This window comes from Halobacillus dabanensis, assembly GCF_900114165.1.
Taxonomy (GTDB): domain Bacteria; phylum Bacillota; class Bacilli; order Bacillales; family Halobacillaceae; genus Halobacillus; species Halobacillus dabanensis.
In genome coordinates, this window is record NZ_FOSB01000004.1 from 16,985 (window position 1) to 30,309 (window position 13,325).

Here is a 13,325-nt window from a genome sequence, read left to right on the forward strand (position 1 = left end):
GCCGGTAAACGATCTGTTTCCTTGACACCATCCCCGCAGACAAAAGTTTCGGACTATGGCTTCTGGAACAGGGAGCGTTTGGTGAGAGCATTGCGATAATGCATACAAAAAAGGTCTAGGGAGTGTCTCCCTAGGCCTTTTTAGATTATGAAGAATCTCGTTAGGTTATCCATGCTCTTTAGGAGGGTGGTACAGGCGGTAAAATTCATAGCCATGCTTGAGCAACACTTTCAGTACTGAATATGTCGGCACAGCTATGATCATCCCTACTATTCCATATAGCGGAGCAGCTACGACGAGTAAGAGAATAACCGTCAATGGATGGATGTTTAATCGTTCCCCAAAAACTAATGGAGCGACAAGATTTCCCTCCAGTTGCTGCACTACAATGAATGTTACAATGACATAAATAGCCAGGGTTGGGTCCTGCATAAGTGCAACAACAACCGCAGGTGTCGCTCCAATTATTGGGCCTACAAAAGGAATGACACAAGTGAAAGTCACAAATATACTTAAGATCAACGCATAATCTAAACCGATAATTAAGTAACCGATATAGATCAACACTCCATCCACAAATGCAATCGTCGCTTGACCAACTATATAAGAGGAGATGGTGTAATCAAGATCTTTCAGTAGTTTCTCTCCTCTAGGCTTATGCTTTTCAGGTATGGCCTGTTTTAAAAATGGAATAAGCCTGTGACCATCTTTCAATAGAAAAAACAAAACAAAAGGGACAATGATCAACACGGTCGTCGCTCCAGCAATCGTTGAAAATATTGTAGTGATATGATCACCAATCTGTTGTGTCAAACCACTAAAGTATTCTGTCACCCGGTGCTGAATAGAAACTCCCGACATCATCCCCATATCATTTTCTTCTAACTTCTTCCTCGCCTCGTCGGCTGTCTGTTTCAATTTCTCCGGCATCCCGGATAGATCAGTCACTTGCTGTTGGATCTTATCCGATAGAAAACGGATTCCACCATAAATCAGTCCACCAATCGCAGCAAATACAATTAAAATAGCTACAGAGACGGGTATATATTTTACTTTTCCTAGTGAATGAACAACGGGACGCAAGATATAGAAAAGGAATCCCGCGATCAAGAAAGGGTAAAACAAAGTACCAAAAATCGTCTTGACTGGTTCGAGAAGATGTAATTTTTCCAGAAAGTAATAGAGTATCAGAATGAGAATAGCTGCTGTAATATATTTGAAAAAAGATTGCTTTATCCACATGTTCCTTCACCATCCTTTTACCAAATCCATTCACTAAAAAAGCCTTTAATAAACAAATATAATAAAAAAAGCACAGGTGCCTTGCTTACCCCGACATGCTTTTAATACTGCTTTGTGGGGGCATCTTTAAACAGTAAAAGTGGATTTAAGTCCTTATGAGCATGGAAAGTTGAAGCAGTGGAGATACAATTATGGACATTCTATTCTGGTTTAGGAGCGAATGATTTTTTAAAAACAAAAAAAGCTCGCCCTTTGGCAAGCTTCAACGATTATAGGAAAGAATGTATTGCAACCCTGCATGAGTGTTTTTGAATGTCTTCATTCCATGATCAAAGTATTCAAATGAAAGTGCTAGTTTCGGTGTAAACCCCACTACAAGACATTCCGTACCGACAAGTTGCAATGACTTGTTCAATTGTCTCAAGTGATGGCTGATCTGTGCGTTGAACGTACTAATACCACTCAAATCTATGAGAGCATACTGAATATCTACCTCTGTACATTCCCTCAGCAAGGAGGAAATAAGCTGCTCTAGCCGACTATCATCGATATCTCCGATCAAGGGTACAGCCACAGCATTGTCCCATATTTTTAAAATTGGAATGGATAAAGATTCAATTAAATGATCTTTACGCTCATCTTCTTCTGCCTTTGTCGTCACATCCATAAGCATGACGATGTAGTAAAGTGTCTCTTCATTATCGTCATTTAGAGGTGTAATTACAATGTCAGCGATAAATTTATTTTTAATATTGATCCGTACTTTGTGTTTATTTGTCAAGTTTTCCATAATTTCGCGTTGCCTTGAGGGTGTTTTATGGAACGTGTCCATATTTTTTCCGATTAAATCTTCTGCCTCATTATAACCGAACAAAGGAGCGATTTTTGCGAAAAGCTTTTCAGCCTCATCATTCATCCATACCAGATCATAATTTAGATCTGCTAATAATATGTTCTCCCCTATACTATTTAGCGCAGCTGTCATCGTTAGATCTGTCTTTAATGCAGCCATCAATGTCCCACCTTATCCCATTCTTTTTACTTATTATTATATTATTATTTTTTCTACAGTCATAGAGAAAAAAACAGGGAAAATATTCATCTGTATGTCATCAAATTTAACAAACACAAAATTGTATGTTAGATTTTCTTACATAAAAAGTGACTTGATTGGATTTTTAAGGTATTCTTTATTTACCAGTAAGAATAGGAGGAGAATTCAGGGACGTTTTTCTTGTCAGCCAACCTTTTGTGCCAATGATTAAGACTAAATTTCACATCTACGGGAGTGAACCTTAATGAAAAATCACTTGAGGAACGCCGTTGAAAGTATGAAAGAGCATTATATACAAAAACTTATACAAGCTGGGATGTATCAGGCTTCCGATGATTCATTAAAGTCCCTTACTTTGACGGAACTGGAAGCTTTAGTGGCCAGAATTAAGCCTAGCAAGGGTGGCACAACACCGCCAAGGGGGAAAAGTGATGTCATCATATAAGCATAAAAAAGTGATATCCATCGGCACAGTTAATGAACTGACCGGTCTCTCCCTCAGGCAAATCCGTTATTATGAAGAAAGAGAATTAATTTATCCCGAACGAACAAAACGAGGAACAAGGAAATACTCCTTTTCTGATGTAGAAACCCTTCTGCAAATTGCTGATAAACGGGAAGAAGGCGTGCAAACCTATGAGATCAGAAAAGACTTACAAGGGTCGGATAAGAAAGTGATGGAACGAATGCTCCGCGGGCAACTGAATGCCCATTTTAAAATGAACAAATGAATTTACTTACAGGCAATCCTGGACTCCCTAGGTCCAGGTTTTTTTATATTCCTTTTAACTTTCACAATTTCTACTCTCCCACAAAAGCTCCCTATTCTTGAAGACTCAGTTTTGTGATAATCCGGGGATTCGTTTGCCATATTAGGAGTCATGGGTGGTTGGGAAGCTACTCGCTTTCCTGTGGGGGAACTGGCGAGCTTCCTCGCTATCGCCCTGCGGGATCTCGCCTACCTCCTTCTTCCACGGGAGTCTCCCAGCTTCCCCACCACCCCATACGCTGGAGGTGAGAAACGAATCCCTCTACTAAGATGGAGTCTTCCCCTCACTCATAAGTAGATATAAATCGCTCTATTTCAAACTGTGGCGATTTATATTATCCCCTTCGCTTGAGCATACAAGCAGAGTCCCCCAGAAGTGGTTTCGAGATACTGATATGGCAAAGGGGCGGAGGGGAAGGGCGAGACTCCTATGGGGTGTGTGGGACAGGTGAGAACCCGGAAGGCAAAGCCTAAGGAGGCTCAGCGCCCACCCCATGGAAAGCGACTTATCCCCCACCGACCCTTATTCGCAATAAAAATCTCGAAATCGAGTCTCCCAGAATACTGCCATAATATGCAATAACCCTAATCCCCAAAATACAACTTCCCACTTTTAATTACCTCGATGTAAAATATCTTGACTTCAAAATAAATAGAGCGTATAGTTTTAATTAGAATTCAAAATGATTTTATTAAAGGGAGAGATAAAAAATGACAAAACTAACTTTAGATCACGTCCACAGTAGCTTGAACTTTCAAATCAAACATATGATGGTTTCAAAAGCAAAAGGAGAATTCGAGTCCTTTGACGTAGAATTCTCTGGCGATTTGAATGATCTACCATCTGCTCAAGTGGTGGTGACTATTCCGGTAACATCCATCAACACAGGAAACGAACAACGTGATGGACACTTGCGATCTGGTGACTTTTTCGAAGCAGATCAGTATCCAAACCTTGTGTTCCGTAGCACATCCATCGAAAAAATTTCCGAGGAAGAATATAAAGTCACAGGTGATTTTACTATCAAAGGCGAAACACGTGAAGAAACATTCACCGTGGAATACAATGGCACTTCGAAAAGCCCACTAGACGGTAGTACTGTTGCCGGTTTCGATGTAAGCGGGAAAATCGATCGTGAAGCGTACGGTCTAACATATAACGCCGCTCTTGAAACAGGAGGAGTTTTGCTTGGTAAAGATGTAAAATTCGAAGGAAACTTTGAATTTGTGGTCTCCGAATAAAATCGTTTATGCTTCTATTCGGCGCCGGCACCCTAGAAAAAGCTGAGTCCACCGGACTCAGCTTTTTATTTCAGGTTAATTTCCACCTCTTTTTCTACCCACTCTGGATACCGAGAGAATTCGATTCGCACTGGTCCCTCTGCCTCCTCATCAAGTTGTGTGTATATTGTTTTAGGTCCTTCCATTGACATTTCGGTCTGTTGGCTCGCCATATCCAGTGAATCACCATACTGATCTTTAATTGAAGAAAAACCAATCGATTCCGCCACTTCCTCATCCATCACTACCTCAAAAGTTGCCTCAGAGGCATAGGTTAATTCTGCAAAATCGGACGGTTGATAGATGATCTCTTCTTGCTCCAGATCAATCTCCATATATTCTTTTTCCGGATTCACTACCATTACTTTAGAAAAAGCGAGTGTTAAAGATTTTGGATCTTCGAAATAATTGCTTTGCAAGTAAAAGGTGATAGCATCATTTTCTGGTCCCCCAGTTGCACTGACCCCATTGCTGATCGAAGTCCAGACCTCTCCATCTTCTCCTCTCAATTCCAAGTCTTCAATGGAAAGCATTTCTGTTTGATTATCAGGATGCTCGCGAACTTTTATAGCCGTACGCAGCGGGTGAACCGTCACACTCTCTACAATGAACTGTTCACCTTCTATCGACACTGTCTCATCTACTTGGTACTCTTTCGATTCAGCTTCATTAGGAGCTTCAAAAGTTATGGAGAACTCTTCACTCACAAATGAGCCATCAATGATTCCACTGCCTTCCATGGCAAGCCTGAAATCTTCTATCCCTTTCATTCCATCCTGTGTATATACTTCCATCATTCTCATATTGTCATTTTCTTTTACATGCCCCCCGCTATAAGAAACCGAGCTTGCCGGCAATTCGTCTCCGTTGCCTGCTGTGAACATGGGGTTTTTCAAAAGAAGATTTCTATGATCCCCTTCTGCCTCAAGAGAATAAAAAATCACCATCCCGTAATTATCACGAATGACTCCTTCCACCGTCAAAGTCAGATCACCTTTCTGCTGGGTAATCCCAAGTGGCTGAAAGTGATTAGCATCAATTGCTGCTCGCTTCCCTTGATCGCCCTGAATTAACTGAACGATTTTTTCCATCCCAGGAACTTGAGAGATTTTTTCAGCGAATGCTGGCGAAACGCGAACGCTACCGAAGAACAGTAAGAGGACGGCAATAGCAGAGAGGACAGGCCACATCACTTTATACTTACGCTTCGGTTGCTGCTTTGTAGCCTGATGAAATCCAAACTCCACCGCATCCTCTAAACGCGCTTCCTCCATATGTATTTTGTCATACCTTTTTTTCCATTCATTTATCTCCTGATCAAGCTTTTTCATGATGCTCCTCCTCTCCTAGTTCACGTTTCAACTTGGCAAGCGCTGTATAAAGACGAGTTTTTAAAGTACTTTCTTTTTCCTTCATCAGGACAGATAGTTCACGGAAGGTGATCCCATGGAAGTACTTCAAATAAACAAGTTCCTGCTCTTTCGGCTGGAGGGCGGAAATCGCTTCTTCTAAAACGATTCGGTCTGTCTCATCTCCAAGCGCTTGGTCAGGTTCGACTTCTTCCCGCACATAGACCCGCTTCTTTTGCTTACAAAGGTCCTGGCAATAATGAATGGTAATTCGGACGAGCCATGTTTTGGCGTATTTCGGTTTTCTCAACTGGTGACGTTTTTGATACGCTCGAACTGTCACTTCCTGCAAAGTTTCCAGGGCCTCTTCTTTATTTTTCAAAAAAGCGAGTGCTGTTTTATAAATATCGTTTTTATAGGTTCCCATCATGACGAGAAATGCCTCGTCATCACCACTGATCGCTTTCTCTATGATGGCAATTTCCAACAATTCTCCCTCCCTTTTTTCTTTTCTATGTATTAGACAGTGTTTTCGCTAAAAAGTTTGGAATCTATTACAAGTAAATTTATTAAGGTGGTTAAAATCATCGTGAATCCTCGTTAAGTCACTTTCCCTCGTAGTAAGGGAACTTTCAAATAGAGTTAGGACCCTATCCACCACTTTAACATGAAAAAAATCCGCCCCCTGAGAGGACGGAAGGTTACATCTCAAAATATAGTGGATAATGGAGACTGCATTTTTCATTGAATACATGCTTACACTGTGGACACTGAGTGCTTTTCATATATTCATCAATGGACAGTTCACTTTGGCAGTTCCCGCAAAGAATGGCTTTTTCTCCCCACTTTTTCCGCGGCCATTTCATTGGCTGATGATTGGTTTGTGCTTCATGACAATAATAACAAGCATAATAGTCTTGGCAGCAATAAAACTTAATCGCAATAATATCTACGTCGCTATGGTAATGGGCACACCGCGTTTGTTCATCTACTCTTACTCCTTTGACGGATGGGCTTTTTTTCATATTTTCATCCCTTTCCCACCTCAAAACTTAAAAGGATCATCGTCTTCTCCCTTCGACCTCCATAAAGGAAGGGATTGTTGCAAATCATCGTTCAACCTTCGTGTTAAAGGTTCAGAGGGGACTTCTCGATCAGGTGTCCATTGCCCTTCTTCCTCTATTTGCTGCATAACGACCATCCGACTGTCTTCCTCTGGAGCTACTCTTACCGCCTTGACACATCGCGGATAAGCCATAAGAGGTTGAGGCTCTTTCACCTCTTCTAACTCGATGAGATGCTCCCAATCGTCGCCTAAATCATAGATGTAAATGGCTTCATCCCCTGGGTTAAGCATCCACTCACCGATCTGTTCCTCTTCATCATCGTAGCCGTCGCCAACAGGTTCCAAAATAGAATCTGGAAATTCAGGTTTAATATCAAACATCTTTTTACTTTTACCGGGCTTTTTAACACGGAAGGTATGCAGATGAGAACCTTCCCATTCCATCACACTTTGAATGGCATCATGGAGATCAGCAAAGGTGGAATCACTCCGAATTTCAATCCTTCTCCAGATAGCAGGCTCAAATCCTACCAACGTTATTTTCATTTGATAGATTTTCATTCTTTTCTTTCCTCCTCTTGTATTCGATCCAATTTTTCATGCATTTGATCCAAGGAAACTTTTAATTCATTATGCTCAACTTCCTGTTTATCTAACATTTCTTCTAAGTTTCTAACTTTAAAAAACAAATAAACGAGAATAACAAATCCCGCTATGTATAACACCAAACCCAATGGCAAACCTCCAAAATCATTCTCCACCTATTTTAACATGAAAAGAGCAACACCCAATATTAGACACACCAGGTCATCCAATATTTGGATGACCTGGTGTGTCTAATATTGGAAAAAGGAGCACCTCATCGAGATGCTCCCTTGTTTTAAGATACCTTTTTTAATTTTCTTGTTTTCTTATGAACTGTAAATTTCGGATAGCGGAACACGATTGCCAACAAACCGGAAAGTACTGTCAACATCGGATAGATGCAAAACGGTACAATGGCTACAGGCGATATACTCGCCACGCCGGCAACTGCCAGAATCTGCCCTCCGTATGGAATAAGTCCTTGAATGGAACTTGAGAAAATATCAAGAATACTCGCCGAGCGACGCCCTTCTATTCCATATTCATCAGAAATCTGCTTCGCTAAAGGTCCTGCTGTAATGATGGAAATCGTATTGTTTGCTGTAGATAAATTCACAGCTGCGACGATTCCTGCAATGCCGAACTCTCCTCCGCGATTAGAGCGGACTCTTTTACTCACGGCTTGAAGTAAAAATTCGATTCCACCATTTTTACGGATTAGTTCTACAAGGCCACCTAACAGGATCGCGATCATCGCTAAAGTCTGCATATTCGCAAACCCGTCACCAACTAGTGTGACGAACTCCATCCCGGAAAATTTGCCAAGAGCAAGACCGACAGCCCCTGCGAAAATAATCCCCCCAATGAGAACATAAATGACATTGATACCGGCAATCGCAAACCCGAGCACCCCTAAATACGGAAGAATTTCCACAAAGCTGTACGTATAGTTTTCCTCTAACGTTGCAGAGGCATCTGCTGTTATGATTGCGAAAATTACTGCTGTAATTATAGCTGCAGGTAAAACGATTAAGAAGTTTGCTTTGAATTTCTCTTTCATTTCTGTCCCTTGCGTACGAACAGCTGCAATTGTGGTGTCCGAAATCACAGAAAGGTTGTCCCCAAACATCGCCCCACTAACGATCGCTCCCATTACTAGAGCTAATCCAAGATCCGTCTGTTCTGCGACTCCGACACCAATCGGAGCGAGTGCTACAACGGTACCTGTCGAGGTTCCCATGGATATCGAAATAAAGCATCCGATGACGAACAGTCCGACAACCATCCATCCGCCAGGTAAATAAGTGAGTCCAAGATTGACCGTGGATTCAACTGCTCCCATCCCTGAGGCAACAGCCGCAAAAGCCCCTGCCAGTAAAAAGATGACCACCATCAATATGATATTGGGGTGCCCTCCCCCTTCGGTCAGTTGGGATACCTTTGTTTGAAAATCTGCCTTACGATTCATCGCAAGCGCCACGAGGATCGCAACAAATAGTGCGACAAGCACAGGCATTTTGTAAAAATCCCCCGTAAGGATCCCTGATCCGATAAAAAGCAGAATAAAGATTGCAAATGGAATAAGAGCCAAAGCGTTACTAGATGTTTTCCCCATCTTCTTACCTCCTTTAAATATTAAACTCATCCGAATAGTTGGTTTTTATCAATAGAAGTGTTCCTTTAGATTAGAAGGTTATACTGAAACAATAAAAAAGAACCTTCTAACATAAATAAGAAGGCTCTCTGTCATATCCGTTCATCCCTTCTTATCTCTCAAGTGTCACTACTTGCTGGAATTAGCACCGGCCAACCGACGTTGGTGGTTGCTGAAGCATCACAGGACCAGTTCCTCCGCTTCTCTTGATAAGAAATATTCAATTGAGTTAATCGTTACTTTACAATAAAAAGCTTCATCTGACAAGTACTTTTCCATAAAAGTTACCTCTCATAACGACCTATCACTTCAATCGCCTTCTCTGTCATCGAGGTATCGATAGCATGATCAAAGTCGACATCTCCACGGATCGCATCATTTGCATCATACATTTCAAATTGTTTCTTAATATCATCCACGAACATTTCTCCATTAGGGTCAAGACCAGTGACCCCTACTTTTTTCCACACCCCTGGATCTTTCAATGCTGTATGCTTCGTCATAATATCGATGACTTCATCCAATCCTTCATCATATAAGAAGGCATCATTGTAATCGCGGACCCCTTTTAAATAAGCCGCCATGAATCTTAAAGAAACGTCCGTCTCTTCTTCAATGAACGATGGAGATCCAAGCACCATCGCGATTTGAGCGTCAGGAGCAAAATCTGTGGCATCACCGAATCGTACATGCAAGTTTTGTGATTCACCTTGCGTGATTAATGGCTCAATTTGCAAAGCAGCGTCGATGGACTTGTTCCCCATCGCTGCCAACATGTTTCCGAAATCGGACATCAAGACAAATTCCACATCATCTTCTGTTAGTCCTGCATGTTCAAGCATACGCTGAAAAATGTAATCATCGACAGCATTTCTTGAAGATACTGCAATCCGCTTTCCTTTCAAATCACTGTAGTCTTTGATCTCTTCCTGCAAATCTTCCCGGATAACGAAACTGAAATAGGAGTTGCCATCATAATAGTGCCCTTTATCTGCAATGATTTTTACATCAATTCCCTGAGCAATGGCATTGAAAAAAGAAGCTGTAGACACTCCTCCGGCAATATCCACTTCACCAGCTGCTAGTGCCGGAAGCATATCATCACTGTTGGCAAATGTGGTAAATTTAATGTCGATATTGTAATCATCAAAGTAGCCTTTTTCCTCAGCAATATAAAAACCAGCCCCCGAGGCAGCACCATCTTCAGCGATCACCACCGTCGTTTTTTTCTCTAAAGGCGCAAGATCCCCAGAAGGTGCATCTTCACTCACAACCTCATCTTCCTGATTACTGGATGCACACCCGAACAACACTAAAGTCAATAGTAAAAAAGAGAGCATATGACACGCTTTTTTCAACATGGGATTCCAATCCCCTTTCTCCATCTAGTTCCGTGACCGTTGAACCTCATCCTGAAGATGATTCCAGATTTCCACAAAATATTCAGCCATGGAGGGATCTGCCCTGACTTGTTCCATATTTCTCGGCCGCGGCAGGTCGATATGTTTCTCATTGATGATGGTCCCTGGCTGCGAACTCATCAGGAGGATTCGATCGCTAAGTAGGAGGGCTTCATCTATGCTATGGGTGATGAATAATACCGTCTTCTTCGTTTCCGACCAAATATTCAAAAGCTCCTCCTGTAAAATGAATTTATTTTGTTCATCAAGTGCACCAAAAGGTTCATCCATCAACAAAATTTCCGGGTCATTCGCGAATGCACGAGCGATACTGACACGTTGTTTCATTCCGCCGGATAATTCCTTCGGATAGAGGTTTGCAAAACGGTCGAGCCCTACTTTTTCTAAATAATATGCGGTTCGTTCCTTGATGACGTCTTCAGGTAAGTGTCTCATCTTCAGGCCGAAACTGACATTGCCTTCCACCGTAAGCCAGGGAATGACTCCACGTTCCTGAAAAACCATTGACTGAAGAGGACGTTCTTTTTTACTTTTGGCAATAGTAAAAGTTCCGCCACTCGGTTTTTCTAAATCTGCAAGAATGCGTAATAAAGTCGTTTTCCCGCACCCACTTGGACCGACTAAACAGACAAATTCTCCATCAGCGATATCCAGCGAAATCCCTTCCAGTGCTGTCACGCGACTTTCTTTTTTGTAAAACACTTTCGTCAAGTCTTTGATCGCAATCTTTGTTCCCATTCCATCCTCTCCCTTCTCCCTCTATCGCCATGGCAGTAATTTAGTTTGAAGGCCCCTCAGCATCAATGAGAACAAATAACCGAAGAATGATATCAGCACAAGACCGACAAACATTTCTTTGATCAGAAAGGCTTTATACGATGTCCAGATCAAATAACCGATCCCCGAGTTCGCCCCCATCATCTCAGCGGCAACGATCGTCAAAAGAGCGATCGCCTGCCCCATCTGTACTCCTTCCAGCATGACTGGCAGAGACCCTGGCAAAGCGATTTTGAAAAAGAAGTTCTTCGAATCCGCTCCATAGTTCTTTGCCACATCCAAATAAATACGATCAATGTTGATGACACCCGCGACCGTATTGATGACGACAGGAAAAAACACACTCCCCGCAATGGTGACCACTTTCGAAACTTCTCCAACTCCAAACAAAATAATGATAATTGGCAGAAGCGCAAGGGTAGGAATCGGCATCAGGGCCATGATGAGCGGGGACAGAAAGTGACGGATAGGCGAATAAAGCCCCATCAGAAGACCAATCCCGATCGCTGGGATGACCCCGAGTAAGAAACCTGCAAAGATTCGATATAACGATATACCGACATGATGAAACAGTTCTCCACTCATTCCCATCGCCCAAAACGTTCCGACAATCTCCGTCGGCGGCGGGAAAAAACGAGCATCAATCAATCCTGTTCGCGATAAAAGCTCCCACAATAGTACGATGAAAATCGGTGATGTAATCGTCAATAATTGTTTGAATCGGTGTTGTAACTGACGTTTTTTCCATTCTTGTTTTTCCATTTGTAAAGGGTCGATGACAGAATCCCTTTCATGTTCTTTCATCCTCACCACCTCTACAGCTAATTTATGTGTGAACGCCTATTTGTGTGAAAAACTTATACCCTTGCTTCACGATGTACATCGTATTACAATGTTAGTAACAATTATTGGAAAGGTAGTGTGAATATGGATCGTGAAATTATGAAGGGAAGTATAGACATCCTCATGCTCAACCTTGTCAATCGCCGTGACATGTATGGATACGAAATCGTGAAACACTTAAAAGAAGAAAGCGGTCAATTGTACAACATGAGTGAAGGCACACTTTACCCCGCTCTCAAACGTTTGGAAAAGAAAGAATGGATGACTTCCTACTGGACAGAAACCGAACATGGACGACGGAAATATTATCGGATTACAGAGGAAGGCAGGACGATTCTCCAGCAAAAGCTGGAAGAGTGGAAGAGTGTGAATGACCTGATCACAAAAACGACTGGGGATCTCACATGAAAAAGTTCGAAAAACATGTCAGTCGAATTTTGGACCAGATGCAAAGCCCACCTGACGAACGCGAGGAAATTAAAGAAGAGCTGTTGACCCACCTGGAAGCTGCCAAACAGAACTACATCAACAATGGAGAAACAGAAACTAAAGCAGAAAAGCGTGCAATAAGAGACTTCGGGGCTCCAGCTATGATTGGGGATGGATTACAGGAGAGCCTTTATCCCTTTCAGCGCGGACTTCTTTATGGAATAGGAATTGCAACACTATTATTAGGAGTATTCATTTATCTGATCATGACTTTTTCCTTCGGGGAACCTGAACCGATTTGGCTATTTATCCAGCTCGTATCCGGCAGCCTGGTAACTTTAGTTGCCATGAACATTTCCTGGATAGGAAGACACTTTTGGTCTATTAATGTCATCGTCTTCTTAACAGCTATATGGAATGGCTTCAACCTTGTAATCACCACACAGTTTTATTCCCTGCAAGCCATCTTGTTCATGGCTTATATATTCATCCTTGTGGTCCTGTGCCTGATTTTCATCGGTCGTAATTCATACTTTGCCTCATTAAAAACAACTACCGATTCCAAGAAAAGAACGATGACGAAGATCAGTCATATTCTAAATATTATTTTTGGCGTCATGATTTGCGTGGCAGCACTATTTATGGTGTGGGGTATGTTAGTTTTCACAGGATTTACATGGAGAAGCCTTCTCCCTCTAAGCGTCATTATCGCCTGGTTGATTTTCTATAAATTTCAAATGGCACTTATCGGAAAACACCCTATTTTAGCTATTTTTACTGGTTTATTGTTCATGGGCGCTGTAGCGGTCTCACCATTTACCATCTTGACAGCATTTATGTAAAGGAGGAGATTAT

Annotated in this window: 16 protein-coding genes and 1 riboswitch; of the genes, 5 read left to right on the forward strand and 11 right to left on the reverse strand. The window is 41.9% G+C overall.

Annotated features, from left to right (window positions below):
* Positions 1-165: 165 nt before the first annotated feature.
* Together BMZ58_RS07910 and BMZ58_RS07915 are read right to left on the reverse strand one after the other, a co-directional pair.
* The gene (locus BMZ58_RS07910; protein WP_075036022.1) at positions 166-1,242 is read right to left on the reverse strand and encodes an AI-2E family transporter; all 1,077 of its coding nucleotides are present in this window, start codon (positions 1,240-1,242) and stop codon (positions 166-168) included.
* A 262-nt stretch (positions 1,243-1,504) separates the two neighbouring features.
* The gene (locus tag BMZ58_RS07915; protein WP_075036023.1) at positions 1,505-2,254 is read right to left on the reverse strand and encodes an STAS domain-containing protein; all 750 of its coding nucleotides are present in this window, start codon (positions 2,252-2,254) and stop codon (positions 1,505-1,507) included.
* Between the two features lie 286 nt (positions 2,255-2,540).
* Here BMZ58_RS07915 and BMZ58_RS07920 point away from each other — a divergent pair, with 286 nt between their 5' ends.
* From BMZ58_RS07920 to BMZ58_RS07935, 3 genes are all read left to right on the forward strand, one after another.
* Entirely contained in the window at positions 2,541-2,741 is a 201-nt protein-coding gene (locus BMZ58_RS07920) for a Fur-regulated basic protein FbpA (protein ID WP_075036024.1), read from the forward strand.
* Positions 2,728-3,027, forward strand: a complete 300-nt coding sequence (locus BMZ58_RS07925) for a MerR family transcriptional regulator (protein WP_075036025.1) — start codon at positions 2,728-2,730, stop codon at positions 3,025-3,027. The genes BMZ58_RS07920 and BMZ58_RS07925 overlap by 14 nt, the downstream gene beginning before the upstream one ends.
* A gap of 749 nt (positions 3,028-3,776) precedes the next feature.
* The gene (locus tag BMZ58_RS07935; RefSeq protein ID WP_075036027.1) at positions 3,777-4,307 is read left to right on the forward strand and encodes a YceI family protein; all 531 of its coding nucleotides are present in this window, start codon (positions 3,777-3,779) and stop codon (positions 4,305-4,307) included.
* A 65-nt stretch (positions 4,308-4,372) separates the two neighbouring features.
* Here the strand turns inward: BMZ58_RS07935 and BMZ58_RS07940 are convergent, their stop codons facing one another.
* The 9 genes from BMZ58_RS07940 to BMZ58_RS07975 all read right to left on the reverse strand — a co-directional run bounded on the left by BMZ58_RS07940 (position 4,373) and on the right by BMZ58_RS07975 (position 12,002).
* On the reverse strand, positions 4,373-5,677 hold the full coding sequence (locus tag BMZ58_RS07940) for a DUF4179 domain-containing protein (protein WP_075036028.1): 1,305 nt from the start codon (positions 5,675-5,677) through the stop codon (positions 4,373-4,375).
* Positions 5,664-6,182 carry a sigma-70 family RNA polymerase sigma factor gene (locus tag BMZ58_RS07945; RefSeq protein WP_083412619.1) on the reverse strand — a complete coding sequence of 173 codons (519 nt, stop codon included), beginning with the start codon at positions 6,180-6,182 and terminating at the stop codon, positions 5,664-5,666. Before BMZ58_RS07945 ends, BMZ58_RS07940 begins: the two co-directional genes overlap by 14 nt.
* Before the next feature lie 214 nt (positions 6,183-6,396).
* Positions 6,397-6,720, reverse strand: coding sequence for a CHY zinc finger protein (locus BMZ58_RS07950; protein ID WP_075036284.1), 324 nt, complete (start codon positions 6,718-6,720; stop codon positions 6,397-6,399).
* A 20-nt stretch (positions 6,721-6,740) separates the two neighbouring features.
* Positions 6,741-7,322 (reverse strand): plasmid pRiA4b ORF-3 family protein, encoded by a 582-nt coding sequence (locus BMZ58_RS07955; RefSeq protein WP_075036030.1) that lies wholly within the window; start codon positions 7,320-7,322, stop codon positions 6,741-6,743.
* On the reverse strand, positions 7,319-7,495 hold the full coding sequence (locus tag BMZ58_RS21055; RefSeq protein WP_167360051.1) for a hypothetical protein: 177 nt from the start codon (positions 7,493-7,495) through the stop codon (positions 7,319-7,321). The genes BMZ58_RS07955 and BMZ58_RS21055 overlap by 4 nt, the downstream gene beginning before the upstream one ends.
* 146 nt (positions 7,496-7,641) lie before the next feature.
* Positions 7,642-8,961 carry a Na+/H+ antiporter NhaC family protein gene (locus tag BMZ58_RS07960; RefSeq protein ID WP_075036031.1) on the reverse strand — a complete coding sequence of 440 codons (1,320 nt, stop codon included), beginning with the start codon at positions 8,959-8,961 and terminating at the stop codon, positions 7,642-7,644.
* Between the two features lie 148 nt (positions 8,962-9,109).
* Positions 9,110-9,216, reverse strand: a riboswitch (SAM riboswitch).
* A gap of 68 nt (positions 9,217-9,284) precedes the next feature.
* Positions 9,285-10,340, reverse strand: coding sequence for an ABC transporter substrate-binding protein (locus BMZ58_RS07965; RefSeq protein ID WP_139207321.1), 1,056 nt, complete (start codon positions 10,338-10,340; stop codon positions 9,285-9,287).
* Between the two features lie 45 nt (positions 10,341-10,385).
* Positions 10,386-11,159 carry an ABC transporter ATP-binding protein gene (locus BMZ58_RS07970; RefSeq protein ID WP_075036032.1) on the reverse strand — a complete coding sequence of 258 codons (774 nt, stop codon included), beginning with the start codon at positions 11,157-11,159 and terminating at the stop codon, positions 10,386-10,388.
* A gap of 21 nt (positions 11,160-11,180) precedes the next feature.
* A complete protein-coding gene (locus BMZ58_RS07975) occupies positions 11,181-12,002 on the reverse strand; it encodes an ABC transporter permease (RefSeq protein ID WP_075036033.1) in 822 nt (273 codons plus the stop codon).
* A gap of 123 nt (positions 12,003-12,125) precedes the next feature.
* Here BMZ58_RS07975 and BMZ58_RS07980 point away from each other — a divergent pair, with 123 nt between their 5' ends.
* Together BMZ58_RS07980 and BMZ58_RS07985 are read left to right on the forward strand one after the other, a co-directional pair.
* Positions 12,126-12,449, forward strand: a complete 324-nt coding sequence (locus tag BMZ58_RS07980) for a PadR family transcriptional regulator (protein ID WP_075036034.1) — start codon at positions 12,126-12,128, stop codon at positions 12,447-12,449.
* Entirely contained in the window at positions 12,446-13,312 is an 867-nt protein-coding gene (locus BMZ58_RS07985) for a permease prefix domain 1-containing protein (RefSeq protein ID WP_075036035.1), read from the forward strand. Before BMZ58_RS07980 ends, BMZ58_RS07985 begins: the two co-directional genes overlap by 4 nt.
* Positions 13,313-13,325: the final 13 nt, after the last annotated feature.